The sequence below is a fragment of the Stenotrophomonas sp. YJH_SMC_20 genome (genome assembly GCF_059367845.1).
In genome coordinates this window covers 75,449-88,922 of record NZ_JCAFRG010000006.1, presented here as the reverse complement: position 1 = coordinate 88,922, position 13,474 = coordinate 75,449, and the positions used below count along the sequence as shown (strand labels likewise).

The following is a 13,474-nucleotide window of genomic DNA, read 5'->3' as shown; positions in this document are numbered from 1 at the left end:
CATGCCCCTGACCGGTCCTGCCCTGGGGGCGCTGCGCATCCTGCTGGTGGAGGACTCACCGGAAGATGCCGAGCTGATGTCCGAACAGATGCTCGATGCGGGCCTGGACGCTCGTTTCGAGCGCGTCGAGAGCGAGGCGGAGCTGCGCCAGGCACTGGCCGCGTTCCAGCCGGACATCGTGCTGTCCGACCTGAGCATGCCGGGGTTTTCCGGTGATGATGCGCTGCGCATCGTGCGCGAGACGGCGCCGGAAGTCCCTTTCATCTTCGTCTCCGGCACCATGGGTGAGGAGAACGCGGTGGCGGCGCTGCAGAAAGGCGCCAACGATTACATCATCAAGCACCAGCCGGCGCGCCTGCCGTCGGCGGTGGCGCGTGCGATCCGCGATGCCCGCAGCGCCGTAGAGCGCGCACGGGTGGAGACCGAACTGATGCGCGCGCAGCGCCTGGAAAGCCTGTCGCTGCTCGCCGCCGGCCTCAGCCATGACCTGCGCAACATCCTGCAGCCGCTGCTGATCATGCCGGACCTGTTGAAGGCGCGTACCGACGATCCGCAGTTGCACCACCTGGCCGACGTCATCGCCGAGTGTGGCCGCCGCGGCCACGAGATGGCCGAATCGATGCTGTCGTTCGTGCGCGGTTCGCGCAAGCCGAGCGAGCGTATCGAGATCAAGGGCCTGTTCGATGCGGTGGCCCTGCTGTTGCGCAGCAACGTGCCCGATGCCGTGCGCCTGGAACTGCAGGTGCAGGACGAAGGCCTGGTAGTGGATGCCAACTACACCGAACTGCAGCAGGTCATGCTGAACCTGGCACTCAATGCGATCCAGGCGATGCCCAACGGCGGCCGACTGAGCCTGACCGCCAGCCATGCCGGCCAGCGCGATGGCGTGGACTGGATGCGTATCTGCGTTGCCGATGAAGGCATTGGCATGGATGCGGACACGCTGTCGCACCTGTTCAATCCATTCTTCACCACCAAGGCAGATGGCACTGGCCTGGGCCTGATCTCCTGCAAGCGCATTGTTGAGGGCGCTGGTGGCAGCATCCATGTCAGCAGCCAGCCGGGACAGGGCACCTGCTTCGAACTGCGCCTGCCGATGCACGAGATCATCGACGGCAGCGAGCCGATCGAACAGCTGGTGGCCTTGGGCAGCGGCCAGTCGATCCTGGTGGTCGATGGGGAAGCCACGCGCCTGTCGCTGCTCGGCAACGCGCTGTCCAGCCAGGGCTACCAGCTGCAGTTGGCCTCCGATGGCCCGGCGGCGCTGCGCTGGATGCAGCAGGAGGCAATGCCAGCGCTGGTGATTGCCGATGCCGGCTCCAAGCTGCTGCCGGCCAGCCAGCTGCTGGGCGAGATGGCCGCGCTCGGTTACCGCGGCCCGGCGCTGGTGCTGGAAGACCCTGCGGTGCCGGTCTCGGCCGACGCCTTCCCGGCCGGAGTGGAGGTGCATGTACTGCACAAGCCGCTGCAGATGCAGCAGGTCTTCCGCGCCGTGGCAGAAGCGCTGGGCTGATGCCCCGGTAGCGCCGGGCGCTGGCCGGCATCCCTGTGTGCTGGTATCAACGCGGTCGCCGGCCAGCGGCCGGCACTACCGTTCGTCGGTTTCCCAGGGGAACCGCGGCAGGGCGTCCACCGCCTGTTCCAGGCGCCGTGACCAGTTCTGGTGGATATCGGCATACAGCGCTGAATCCGCGCCCAGCCGCAGTTGCCGACCGATACGCAGTTCACCGTCGCGCAGCAGCGCCAGGTCGATCGGCAGGCCCACCGACAGGTTGGACCGGATGGTGGAGTCCAGCGAGACGATGGCCGTGCGCGCGGCGTCCTCCAGCCGCGTGGTCGGGCTGAGGATGCGATCCAGGATCGGCTTGCCGTACTTGGATTCACCGATCTGCAGGTAGGGCGTCTCCGGCGAGGCGGCAATGGCGTTGCCGAGCGGGTAGATCATGTACAGCCCGGGCCGCTCGCCGGCGATCTGGCCGCCGAAGATCAGCGTGGCCTGGGTGTTGACCCCGTCATGGCCGTGTTCGCTGTGGCTGCTGTGCACCTGGCTGTCCACCAGCAGCTGACCCACATACGCGGCGGCTTCGAACAGGTGGGTCATGTCGCGCAGGTTGGGCACGCGCCGCTCTGCGGCGTCGCGGCCCAGGCGCGACACCAGCAGCTGGGTGGTGGCCAGGTTGCCAGCCGCCATCAGCACGTAGGCTGCCTGGCCGGGATATTCGAACACGTGCAGCTTGCGATGCACGCGCACATCGTCCAGCGAGGCATTGGTCCGGGTGTCGGCAGCGAAGACCAGGCCCTCGTCCACCTCGATTCCAACGCAATAGGTCATGTCGGTGCCCTATCATGTGCGTCCCGGATTGTAGGCAGGCCGCCGTGACGACGGCATGTCCACGCCCCCATCGCTGCCACCTGAACCGCATGACCACCGTGCTCCTGAGCCTGGGCAGCAACGTCCAGCCCCGCCGCTACCTCCACGCCGCGGTGACGGCCCTGCGCGAGCGCTTCGGCGCGCTGCAGGTCTCGCCGGCCTACCGTACTGCCGCGGTCGGCTTCGATGGCCCGGCCTTCCTCAACAATGCGGTGGCGATCGAGACCGATCTGCCGCTGCAGGAACTGGACGACTGGCTGCACGCGCTGGAAGACGCGCACGGCCGCGACCGCAGCGGGCCGCGCTTCTCCGACCGGACCCTGGACATCGACGTGGTGTTCTACGGCGACCTGGTGGTGGAAGGCCCCGGCCACCTGCGCATTCCGCGCCCGGAACTGAAGCATGCCTTCGTGCTGAAGCCGCTGGCGGACATCGCGCCGGGCTTCATCGACCCGGTCAGCGGGCAGGACCTGGCCACGCTGTGGCGGGCGCACGCGCAGTTTGGCGAGGCGTTCGAGGTGGTGGACCTGGAATGATGGGTTGTTGTTGCCGCTGCGCTCGCCGGGCATGGCCCGGCGCTACCGGTGGTGCCGGCCGCTGGCCGGCAACCTCTCAGCTGACGGTGCGCCCACCATCCACGCGCAGGGTGTGGCCGGTGACGAAGCTGGCTTCGGCCACCAGCCAGTAGACCGCTTCGGCGATCTCCTCGACCGTGCCGATCCGCGCCAGCGGCGTGCGCGCCAGCAGCGCCTCGCGGGCGAAATCGTCCTTGCCCTGTTCCGGCCAGAGGATCGCACCCGGCGCCACCGCGTTGACCCGCACCTTCGGCGCCAGCTCCAGTGCCAGAGCGCGGGTGGCCATCTCCAGCGCGGCCTTGGCCATGGTGTAGGCGATGTGGTCGCGCATCGGATCGGTGCCGTGCAGGTCGGTCAGGTTGACGATGCAGCCCTGCTGGCGGCGCAGGTAGGGCGCCGCCGCCTGTGACAGCAGCAGCGGCGCGCGTGCATTGACCGCATACAGCGCGTCCATCGCCTCGGCGGTGACCTGGCCGAGCGGGGTGGGGAAGAAGTTGGAGGCGTTGTTGACCAGCGCGTCCAGGCGGCCGAAGTGGGTAACGGCCTGTTCCACCAGTTCGGGCAGGGCGTCGGCGTCACGCAGGTCGGCCTGCAGGGCCAGCACGCTGCCCGGCCGCACATTGTCGAAATCGAACGCGGCCTGCTGCAGTTCGGCGCTGGAGGTGTTGGCATGTAGCACCACCGACCAGCCACAGGCGTGGAACTGGCGGGCGATGGCCGCGCCGATCCGGCGCGCGCTGCCGGTGATCAGGACCACGGGGTGGGTATCGCTCATCGAGGGTCCTCCAAGGCTCAGCTATCCTGTGCACATTGTCACCGCATTCGAAGACGCCATGCAGCCCACCTTCCCCCTGCCCGAAGCCGATGCCCTGGCCCACAGCGACCAGCTGGCGGCCGCCCTGCGTGCTGAAATCCTCGCGCAGGGCGGGGCCATGCCCTTCTCGCGCTTCATGGAGCTGTGCCTGTACACCCCGGGCTGGGGCTATTACAGCGCCGGCGCCAGCAAGTTCGGTGGCAGCGGTGACTTCACCACCGCGCCCGAGCTCGGCAGCCTGTTTGCCGGCAGCGTGGCCAATGCGCTTGCACCGGTGTTCGCCCAGCTCGGCGCGCAGGCGCGGATGCTGGAGCTGGGCGGCGGCACCGGCGCCTTCGCCGAGGCAGTGCTGCTGCGCCTGGCCGAGCTGGATGCGCTGCCGTCGCGCTACGCCATCCTCGAACCCAGTGCCGATCTGCGCGAGCGCCAGCAGCAGCGTCTGCAGCAGAACCTGCCGGCCGAGCTGGCCGCGCGCGTGGACTGGGTCGACCGCCCGTTCGACGAGGACTGGGAAGGCGTGGTGTTCGCCAATGAGGTGATCGACGCGCTGCCGACCCCGCGCTTCCTGATCCGCGATGGCGAGGTCTACGAGGAAACCGTCGAGCTGGACGCCGAAGGCAATTTCATCCGTGGTGCGCAGCCGGCCGACATCCTGCTCAACGGTGCGGTGCGCCATATCGAGCGCTACCTGGAAAAGCCTTTCGCCGAGGGCTACCGTTCCGAAGTGTTGCCGCAGCTGCCGTACTGGCTGCAGGCGGTGGCTGGTGGCATGCAGCGTGGTGCGATGCTGTTCGTCGACTACGGCTACAGTCGCAGCGAGTTCTACCAGCACGACCGCGATGAGGGCACCGTGCGCGCGTTCTACCGCCATCACGTGCACAACGACGTGCACCGCTGGCCGGGCCTGCAGGACATCACCGCGTCGGTGGATTTCACCGCGATGGCCGAGGCCGGCATGCACGGCGGTTTCGAGCTGGCCGGCTACTGCAGCCAGGCCAGCTTCCTGCTCGGTAATGGCCTGGACCAGGTGCTGCTGCTGGCCGAGGAACGCACCGACGAGGTCGGCCGCATCCAGCTGCGCGACCAGGTAAAGAAGCTGACCCTGCCGACCGAGATGGGCGAGCGCTTCCAGGCCATCGGCCTGCAGCGTGGCGTCGATTTCGAACCGGCCTTCGAACTGGGTGACCTGAGCTGGCGCCTGTGAGCGAGGTGTTGCCGGTGATCAAGCCGCTGCGGCGGCCGCGGTTGTGGGCCGTGCTGTGGGGTTTGGCCGTGCTGCTGGTGATTGTGGTCTGCCTGATCCCGCCACCGCCGATTCCGTTGCCGGAAAACAGCGACAAGGGCGAGCACTTCGTCGCCTACTTCATCCTGGCCGGCAGCGCCGTGCAGCTGTTCCGCCGCGGCAGGCCGCTGCTGTGGGTGGGCGTGGCCCTGGTGTTGATGGGCATCGGCATCGAGGTCGCCCAAGGCGCACTGACCAGCAACCGCATGGCCGACCCGATGGACGCCATCGCCAACACGGTGGGCGTGCTGGTCGGCATGGTCACGGCCCTGACCCCGCTGCGCGACCTGCTGCTGCGCTGGCGAGGGTGAGGTTCCTGTAGAGCCGAGCCCATGCTCGGCTGCCTTTCAACCGGAAAGCCGAGCATGGGCTCGGCTCTACAGTAGATCCACGCCATGCGTGGATCCGGCCACAAAGCGCCAACCAAGGTTGGCACCTACCTGAGCGTGACCTCATCCAGCACCCACATCGCCGGGCGCGTGTCGCCGGTGAAGTTGATGCACAGGTCACCGGTGCCCTGCGTCCCCTTCGGCAGCGCCGCACGCAGCGTCACGAAGCCATCGGCATCGGGCGTGGCCGGCAGCGGTACTTCGGCCAGCACCTTGCCGCTGCAATCTCCGCGACGCACCTGCATCTCGCCATGCGCGCGCCTTGCTTTTTCGAAGCGACGCTTCGGCTCGTCGTGGGCCAGCTGGAAGTAATAGGGGATGCGCCCGGCACGGACTTCCACGCTGCCGACGCCGTCCAGCTGCGCCTGCGGCCAGCGCCAGCAGGGCTGGAAGATATCCACGTTGAACACCGCGCGGTTTCCTTCGCGCGGGCCATCGTCCTCCAGGCGCAGCACCAGCCCCTTCTTGCCCACGCAGCTGAGCAGCTCATCGCTGCGGCGGCTGAGCAGCGATTGTGCGCTGAACGCCGCGATCGTCGGCTTCGCCGCCAGCGTCTGGCCCTGGTAGAACGCGGCGGCCTGCACGGTAGCCGGCAGCTGCGCGGTCAGCGGCTGCTGGTACAGCGGCGACTGCGCCGTCACCGGCTGGCCATCGGTGCTGTAGCGCACTTCATAGCCCAGCGGATTGGCCAGCGACACGGTCACCGTGTTGGCGGCGCGGTTGTTGGTGTAGTCCACGCCCACTTCGAACGGGGTCTGCGCGTAGGCCAGGCCCCAGGCGCGGTAGCGCTGCAGCTGCGCGGGCAGGCGCGCGAGGAAATCGCGGAAGTCGCGATGTTCCGGCGTGCTCCAGCCGGTCTCGGCCACTGCCGCCAGGCGCGGGAACAGGTTGTGCTGCAGGCGTGCGTAGGTGCGCGTGTGCTCGGTGAACATGTTGGCCTGCAGACCGAGAATGTGCTGGCGCTTGTCGGCCGCCAGCTCGGCCGGCACCGGCTCGTAGTTGTACAGCTTGCCGAGGTTGACCTGGGCCGGGCGGCCCGGCGGTTCGTTCGGCGAGGCCGTCTGCAGGTAATCCAGATAGAGGTAGCCCACCGGCGACATGACCACGTCATGGCCAGCACTGGCCGCGGCCAGGCCACCTTCGGTGCCCTGCCACGACATCACCGTGGCCTGCGGTGGCAGGCCGCCTTCGAGGATTTCGTCCCACCCGATCAGGCGCCGGTCGTGCTTCTCCAGGAAGGTCTCCAGGCGCTTGATGATGTGGCTCTGCATGGCCATTTCATCCTTGATGCCCAGTGCACGCATGCGCTGCTGCACCTGCTTCGAGGCTTCCCACTGGTCCTTGACTGCCTCGTCGCCGCCCACGTGCACGTACTTCGCAGGGAACAGTTCGATCACTTCTTCCAGCACGTTCTCGAGGAAGGTGACGGTGCTGTCTTCCACGTTGAACAGGTTCGGGAACACGCCCCATTCACTGATCGGCTTCAGCGGGGTGTCGATCGAACCCAGTTCCGGGTACGCGGCAATCGCGGCGGTGGCATGGCCGGGCACGTCGATTTCCGGAATCACCTGGATATGCAGCTTGGCGGCATAGGCGATCACTTCGCGGATCTGCTCCTGCGTGTAGAAGCCGCAGTACGGATGCTCCTGGCCATTGGCCGGATCGACGCCGCCATCACCCGCCGGCAGGCGGCAGCTTCCCACCTCGGTCAGCTTGGGGTACCGCTTGATCTCCATGCGCCAGCCCTGGTCATCGGTCAGGTGCCAGTGGAAGGTATTGAGCTTGTGCGCGGCCATCGCATCGAGCACGCGCTTGATCTCGTCCAGGCTCTGGAAATGCCGTGCCGAGTCGAGCATGAAACCGCGCCAGCTGAAGCGCGGCGCGTCCTGGATCTGCACCGCGGGAAGCACGCCGTTGCTTCCGCCCGTGGCCAGCTGGGCAAGCGTGGTCGCGCCGTAGAACAGGCCGGTTTCGTTGCCGGCCTGGATCACCACGCCCTGCGCGGTGCTTTCCAGCGTGTAGCTCTCGCCGCTGTCACGGAAGGTGGGCACGATCTGGAAGCGTATGCCGCCCGGGGCGGCTGCCGTCTTGCCCTTGGCCGGCGTAAGGCGCGGACCGCCACTGCGCGCCAGCAGGTCGGTGAACTGGGTGGCGACGCGCTGCGCGGCTTCGCCTTCGGCGTGCAGCGCGGTATCGGCGCGTACGGTGATGCCGCTGCCCTGGCCGCGCTGCACGGTGGCTGGCGCGGGAATCAGCATCAGGCTGCCGGTGCGTAGCTGCGGGCCGGGTGCTTCGGTGGCCGGCGTGGGATCGGCGGCCAGCGCCGGCAGTGCCGGCAGCAGGGCAATCAGGCTGCCCAGCAGCGCGCTGCGCATCCGGGCGCGGGAAGGCTTGACCATCGGAACGACTCCTTGGAACGGTGCGATGAACGCTATACATGAAAAACGCCGGGCCCGGAATGACCCAGGCCCGGCGTGCGTGCACGACTCGGCGATGATGCCGCCGCTGGATCAGTACTTGAAGCGGAAGTTGAGGTAGTACTGGCGACCGTTCTCATAGAACGCGCTCGGGATCGAGGCGCTCTGGTAGTACTTCAGCGTCGGGTTGTTGAGGTTCAGCGCATCGAAGCTCACGCTCATCCAGTCGGTAGCCTTGTAGCTGAGCGACAGCGACAGTGTGCCGAAATCATCCTGGTAGTACGGGCTCGCGCCCTTCAGACCGATCAGGAACGAGGACCGGTAGGTGTAGCTGACGCGCGCACCGAAGGTATCATTCTCGAAGTAGGCACCCACGTTGTAGGTGTTCTTCGAGGTACCCAGCAGGTTGTTGCTGCCGTCTTCCCAGGTGTGGGAGGTGCTGCCGTCGGCGTAGGTGTAGTTGGCGTTCAGGCCGAAGTTCTCACCCAGCGGCTGTTCGTAGGCGAACTCCATGCCGTAGACCTTGCCGTCGGCGTTGACCGGCACGGCGACCTGGTAGGCCTCCAGCTGGTTGCTCAGCTCGCTGTACAGCATCTGGGTCTGGGTGCCGAAGGCCACGTAGTCCTTCAGGTTCATCGAGTACGCGCCCAGCGACACCAGGCCGCGCGGCATGAAGTACCACTCCAGGTTGGCGTCGAAGTTGGTCGACAGCACCGGCTTCAGCTTCGGGTTGCCGCCACCGCCGACCTTGGTCAGGTCCGAACCCCAGGACGATGCGCCCAGTGCCGAGAAGTCCGGCAGGGTCTGGGTCTGCGACGCGGCGAAGCGGAACACCAGGTCATCGGCCAGATCGAACTTCAGGTTCGCGCTGGGCAGGATGCGGTCGTGCTTGTTTTCGAACGACAGCGCCTTCCATTTGCCGAACAGGCTGCTGACGTCGGCGTTGGCGATATCGCTGACCGCCTGGTAGGTGTCGATGTCCTGCTTGATGTTGACGTAGCGCAGGCCGACGTTGCCGCTCCAACGGTCGCCGCTGAAGTTGGCCTGGACATAGCCGGCGAAGTTCTTTTCGGCCACCTTCCACTCGGCGCCATAGTTGTGGCGACCGGTCGGGCCGTCATTGCCGGCCAGCCAGGTGGAGTTGTTGAGCACTGCGTCCTTCAGCGCACCGGGGGTGTAGTACCAGATGTTGCGCGGGAAATTGCCGCCGATGCCGCCGGCGAAGCCACCCGGGAAGCTGCCGGTGGGGGCGCCCTTCAGTGCGTCCCAGATCGCGCCCGGCGTTGCCCCTTCCGGCGACAGCGCCTCGCGCTTGTGGTCGGCATAGCGCACGCCGAAGTCGAGCGAGTTCAGCACGCCGCCATCGTTGAAGTACTGATTGAAGTCCGCCGTGAACCACTTTTCCTTGTCTTCGGCAGTGACTTCCTGGTTGCCCCAGGTGCCGAAGCTGGTCACGCCGTTCGGGCTGATGTCGCCGCCGACGTTCCAGTCCACCGGCGAACCGTTGCCGTGGGTGGTCCAATTGGCGCCGCCGCCGTCAGCCACGGTCACTTCCGCGATGAACTGGCGCGGCGTGGTGCCGGTGCCCTTGGTGCTGCCGGCCTGGAACTTGGCGTTGAGGCTGTCGTTGATCTGCCAGTCGGCATCGAGGGTGATGTAGTTGCTCTTGGCGGTGGCCTCGCGGTAGATCATGTCGTACACCGCGTACGGCGTACCGGCGACGCCTGCGAAGTTGGCGTTGGTCAGCACGCCATCCTTGACCACATAGCCTGGCAGCGGGGCCTGGCCCGGGCGAGTGATCACGCCGGCGTCGTCCTTGTCGTCGCCCATGATCTTGCTACCCCACAACATGAAGTTGCGGTTGTAGTTGTTGGCTTCCATCTTGGAACTGAAGCCTTCCAGGCCCAGCGTCAGATTGTCGGCCGGCTTGAACTGCAGTGAGATCAGGCCACCCTTGCGCTCGCGGGTCTGCTCGAACAGGGTCGAGCCGAGCAGGGCGGGCGCATAGACACCGGCCAGGTCCGGGTTGGACTTGGCTACGGTGCCGTTCGGGTCGATCTTGAAGAAGCCCGACGGGATTTCCTGCGCTTCACGACGCAGTTCACGCTTCTGGCTGAACCCCTGCACCATCACGCCGAAGGTGCCGTCGTCGTTTTTGTAGTTGAACAGGCCCGACAGCTGCGGGTCGGTCGACTTGGCCTGGTCCGAGCGCACCGCGCCGATCGAGGCTTCAGCGGTGATCTGCTTGGAAAATTCCAGCGGCTTGCGGGTGAGGATGTTGACGGTGCCGGTGGTGCCGCCGTCCTGCAGCTTGGCCTGCGAGGACTTGTTCACCTCCACCGAGCGCACCAGTTCCGACGGCAGCAGGGTGTAGCTGACGCTGCGGCCGACATTGCTACCTTGGCTGAGCACGAACCAGTCGGCCGAGCCGACGCTGTGGCCGTTGATCAGGGTCTGGGTCAGGCTCGGGCTGGTGCCGCGCAGGCTGACACGGTCGGCTTCATCGAAGCCACCTTCGTCGGCGCTGGACGAGCTGATGTTCACGCCCGGCAGGCGCTGCAGGGTATCGGCAACATTGTGCGCGGGCAGCTTGCCCACGTCTTCGGCAGTGACCACTTCCACGCGCGCATTGGCTTCGCGCTTGGTGTCCAGCGACTTTTCCATCGAGCCACGGATGCCGGTAACGGTCACGGTGTCCAGATCGGTGGCGGTCGGGGCCGCCTGCTGCGCGTGCGCACTGAAGGCGATGCAGCTGACGATGGCTGCCGAAAGCAGGGTCTTGCGGGTGTTCATGATGTCTCTCCTCATCACTCGATTGGGTGCCGGCGGCGGTGTTCGGTTACGGTTGCGATGACATGCGCGGGGCGGCGGCGAAGTCCCGTGCGTTGGCGTGCCACGTACTGCGTGCTGCGATTGCGTTGAAGCCTGTTGCGGTGTCAGGCGGCCGATTGCTGCAGGTACCAGCTGGCAGCGCCGACCACGCCCAGCTGGCCGTGTTCGACGACCTTCACCGGGATGCGTGCCAGCGCTTCGCCCATCGGCCCCTTCTGCAGGTAGCGTTCGACGAAGGTGCTGGCGTGCAGGTATTCGCGGATCTGCGGCAGGATGCCGCCGGCCAGGTAGACGCCACCGTGGGCGCCGTAGAACAGCGCCATGTCGCCGATGGTGCTGCCGAGCAGGCCACAGAACACGTCCAGCGCCTGGCGCGCATGCGCATCGGTATCGGCCATGGCGGCGGCGGTGACTGCGTCGGGGCTTGCCAGGGTCGGTGCCTGCCCCTGCAGTGCACACACCGCACGGTACAGGTTCATCAGGCCGGGGCCGGAGATCGCATGCTCGATCGACACGTGCGCGCGGTCGCGCTGCATGTGGCGGACGATGGCCATTTCCAGTTCGGTGCTGGCCGCCAGGGTCGGCTGGCCGGCCTCGGTGGGCAGAACCACCGGGCCGTGCGCGGTGGGGATCCACAGCGCGGCGCCCAGACCGGTACCGGGGCCGACCACCAGGGTCGGACCGCGTGCGGCGCTTTCCGGCCCGCACAGGTGCAGCACGCCACTGGCGTCCACCTGCGCGGCGGCGTAGGCCACTGCTTCGAAGTCGTTGACGATGTAGACCCGCTGCAGGCCGACGTCGGCTTCCACCTGGCGCGCCGACAGCGGCCACGGCAGGTTGGCGGTGATCACGGTGCCGTCCTCGCGGGCGTAGCCGGCGCTGGCGACCACGCAGTGCGTGGGCCGCGGGCCTTCGCCCAGGAAGTCGGACAGGATCGCGCTGAGACCGGCATGGTCGGCGTTGCGGTACTTGCGGTACTCCAGCACCTGCACCGGGTGGGCGGCATCGCCGCTGGCCTGGACCCGGGCCACGCGCACATGGGTGCCACCGACGTCGGCGGCCAGGAACGAGGGCGCAACGCGGGACAGGACATGGGCCGGGGCGGGGTGGCTGGCGGTCACGCGGGCTCCTGCTGTCAGGTGGGGCCGGCCCGGAACCGGGGCGGCGATTGTGGCGGAGTCTGTAACCGCGCTGACAACGATGTCAACGAGTTCGTGACACTTTCGTTGCTGCGTTGCAACGAACGCGGCGTGCAGTAAACGTTTACATGGTGTGAGTGTGGGTTTCACGTGGGAACCATTGCCGCACGTGGCTCTAGGACTGCCGCGCATTCAGCGGGGCGTACCGCGGCGGACTTGCGCAGTGCAGCACTAGGTTCACAGGGCTGCGCGTGGAAGTTGACAAACCGCGGCTGTCCATCGAAAGAATGTGACAACGTTGTTCCCAGCCACTCTCCGACGCCGCGTTCTGCGGCCGTCGCCGCAGGAGCCCTCCTGATGTCCGCCGTCCCCGCTGCAAGCGCGCGCCCGAACGTGGTCACCTCCATCGCCATCGTTGGCGTGTTGTTCTTCCTGATCGGCTTCTTCACCTGGCTCAACGGCCCGCTGATCACCTTTGTCAAGTTGGCCTTTGAACTCAGCGAGGTCGGCGCCTTCCTGGTGCTGATGGTGTTCTACCTGTCCTATTTCTTCCTGGCCCTGCCGGCGTCCTGGATCCTGCGCCGCACCGGCATGAAGAAGGGCCTGAGCCTGAGCCTGCTGGTGATGGCCGGTGGTGCCGCGCTTTTCGGTGAATTCGCCACCCAGCGCTGGTATCCGGGCGCGCTCGGCGGCCTGTTCGTGATCGGCAGCGGCCTGGCCCTGCTGCAGACGGCGATCAATCCCTACATCTCCATCCTCGGCCCGATCGAGACCGCAGCGCGTCGCATCGCGCTGATGGGCATCTGCAACAAGATCGCCGGCATGCTGGCGCCGGTGCTGATCGGCACCCTGGTACTGCATGGCATCGGTGACCTGGACAAGCAGGTACAGGCGGCCGACGCGGTCACCAAGGTCGCGCTGCTCAACGAATTCGCCGCCAAGATCCATGCGCCGTACCTTGCGATGGCCGCGCTGCTGGTGGTGCTGGCGGTGGCCGTGCTGTTCTCGCCTCTGCCGGAGATCAAGTCCTCCGAAGCCAATGCAACGCCGTCAGGGGCACCGGGAACGGCCGAGCGCCGCAGCATCTTCCAGTTCCCGCATCTGTGGCTGGGCGTGCTGTGCCTGTTCGTGTACGTAGGCGTGGAAGTCATGGCCGGTGATGCGATCGGCACCTACGGCCACGGTTTCGGCTTGCCGCTGGACCAGACCAAGATGTTCACCTCGCTGACGCTGGGTGCGATGTTGGCCGGCTACGTGGTCGGCCTGCTGGCGATCCCTGGCCTGGTCTCGCAGTCGCGCTACCTGACCATTTCGGCAGTGATGGGCGTGGTGTTCTGCCTGGGCGCCTGGGCTACGCACGGCTACGTCTCGGTGGCCTTCGTGGCGCTGCTGGGCTTTGCCAACGCCATGATGTGGCCGGCGATCTTCCCGCTGGCGATCCGCGGCCTGGGCCGCTTCACCGAGACCGGCTCGGCCCTGCTGGTGATGGGCATCGCCGGCGGTGCGATCATTCCGCAGCTGTTCGCCGTGCTCAAGCAGCACATCGACTTCCAGCTGGTGTTCGTGCTGCTGATGGTGCCGTGCTACCTGTACATCCTGTTCTACTCGGTGATCGGCCACCGCGCCGGCCTGCCGCAGGACAAGGTCTGATCGGC

The 13,474-nt window shown here is 66.9% G+C and carries 10 protein-coding genes; 5 read left to right on the top strand and 5 right to left on the bottom strand.

The window, feature by feature from the left end; translation table 11 throughout:
* Position 1 precedes the first annotated feature (1 nt).
* On the top strand, positions 2 to 1,513 hold the full coding sequence (locus AC5P6A_RS12235; RefSeq protein WP_019660666.1) for an ATP-binding protein: 1,512 nt from the start codon (positions 2 to 4) through the stop codon (positions 1,511 to 1,513).
* 75 nt (positions 1,514 to 1,588) lie between these two features.
* Here AC5P6A_RS12235 and AC5P6A_RS12230 read toward each other — a convergent pair whose 3' ends face one another.
* Complete coding sequence (locus AC5P6A_RS12230) at positions 1,589 to 2,332, bottom strand: proteasome-type protease (RefSeq protein WP_019660665.1); 744 nt, start codon at positions 2,330 to 2,332, stop codon at positions 1,589 to 1,591.
* A gap of 89 nt (positions 2,333 to 2,421) precedes the next feature.
* Here AC5P6A_RS12230 and folK point away from each other — a divergent pair, with 89 nt between their 5' ends.
* Positions 2,422 to 2,907 carry a 2-amino-4-hydroxy-6-hydroxymethyldihydropteridine diphosphokinase gene (gene folK, locus AC5P6A_RS12225; RefSeq protein ID WP_012481279.1) on the top strand — a complete coding sequence of 162 codons (486 nt, stop codon included), beginning with the start codon at positions 2,422 to 2,424 and terminating at the stop codon, positions 2,905 to 2,907.
* A 76-nt stretch (positions 2,908 to 2,983) separates the two neighbouring features.
* Here folK and AC5P6A_RS12220 read toward each other — a convergent pair whose 3' ends face one another.
* The gene (locus AC5P6A_RS12220; RefSeq protein ID WP_171952621.1) at positions 2,984 to 3,721 is read right to left on the bottom strand and encodes a pteridine reductase; all 738 of its coding nucleotides are present in this window, start codon (positions 3,719 to 3,721) and stop codon (positions 2,984 to 2,986) included.
* Between the two features lie 58 nt (positions 3,722 to 3,779).
* On the opposite strand from AC5P6A_RS12220, the gene AC5P6A_RS12215 reads away from it, so the two are divergent.
* Positions 3,780 to 4,964 (top strand): class I SAM-dependent methyltransferase, encoded by a 1,185-nt coding sequence (locus AC5P6A_RS12215; protein WP_058981625.1) that lies wholly within the window; start codon positions 3,780 to 3,782, stop codon positions 4,962 to 4,964.
* A complete protein-coding gene (locus tag AC5P6A_RS12210; protein WP_134731628.1) occupies positions 4,961 to 5,353 on the top strand; it encodes a VanZ family protein in 393 nt (130 codons plus the stop codon). The genes AC5P6A_RS12215 and AC5P6A_RS12210 overlap by 4 nt, the downstream gene beginning before the upstream one ends.
* 125 nt (positions 5,354 to 5,478) lie before the next feature.
* Here the strand turns inward: AC5P6A_RS12210 and AC5P6A_RS12205 are convergent, their stop codons facing one another.
* From AC5P6A_RS12205 to AC5P6A_RS12195, 3 genes are all read right to left on the bottom strand, one after another.
* Positions 5,479 to 7,830 (bottom strand): family 20 glycosylhydrolase, encoded by a 2,352-nt coding sequence (locus AC5P6A_RS12205; protein ID WP_227844061.1) that lies wholly within the window; start codon positions 7,828 to 7,830, stop codon positions 5,479 to 5,481.
* A gap of 111 nt (positions 7,831 to 7,941) precedes the next feature.
* Positions 7,942 to 10,641 carry a TonB-dependent receptor gene (locus AC5P6A_RS12200; RefSeq protein WP_021204672.1) on the bottom strand — a complete coding sequence of 900 codons (2,700 nt, stop codon included), beginning with the start codon at positions 10,639 to 10,641 and terminating at the stop codon, positions 7,942 to 7,944.
* A 143-nt stretch (positions 10,642 to 10,784) separates the two neighbouring features.
* A complete protein-coding gene (locus tag AC5P6A_RS12195) occupies positions 10,785 to 11,801 on the bottom strand; it encodes a glucokinase family protein (protein WP_111098690.1) in 1,017 nt (338 codons plus the stop codon).
* Positions 11,802 to 12,176: 375 nt separating this feature from the next.
* On the opposite strand from AC5P6A_RS12195, the gene AC5P6A_RS12190 reads away from it, so the two are divergent.
* On the top strand, positions 12,177 to 13,469 hold the full coding sequence (locus AC5P6A_RS12190) for a sugar MFS transporter (protein WP_134735333.1): 1,293 nt from the start codon (positions 12,177 to 12,179) through the stop codon (positions 13,467 to 13,469).
* Positions 13,470 to 13,474 lie beyond the last annotated feature (5 nt).

Coding starts and splice junctions, on each gene's coding strand:
- AC5P6A_RS12220 (WP_171952621.1), bottom strand. CDS start 3,721: ATGAGCGATACCCACCCCGTGGTCCTGATCACCGGCAGCGCGCGCCGG.
- folK (WP_012481279.1), top strand. CDS start 2,422: ATGACCACCGTGCTCCTGAGCCTGGGCAGCAACGTCCAGCCCCGCCGC.
- AC5P6A_RS12235 (WP_019660666.1), top strand. CDS start 2: ATGCCCCTGACCGGTCCTGCCCTGGGGGCGCTGCGCATCCTGCTGGTG.
- AC5P6A_RS12205 (WP_227844061.1), bottom strand. CDS start 7,830: ATGGTCAAGCCTTCCCGCGCCCGGATGCGCAGCGCGCTGCTGGGCAGC.
- AC5P6A_RS12215 (WP_058981625.1), top strand. CDS start 3,780: ATGCAGCCCACCTTCCCCCTGCCCGAAGCCGATGCCCTGGCCCACAGC.
- AC5P6A_RS12230 (WP_019660665.1), bottom strand. CDS start 2,332: ATGACCTATTGCGTTGGAATCGAGGTGGACGAGGGCCTGGTCTTCGCT.
- AC5P6A_RS12190 (WP_134735333.1), top strand. CDS start 12,177: ATGTCCGCCGTCCCCGCTGCAAGCGCGCGCCCGAACGTGGTCACCTCC.
- AC5P6A_RS12200 (WP_021204672.1), bottom strand. CDS start 10,641: ATGAACACCCGCAAGACCCTGCTTTCGGCAGCCATCGTCAGCTGCATC.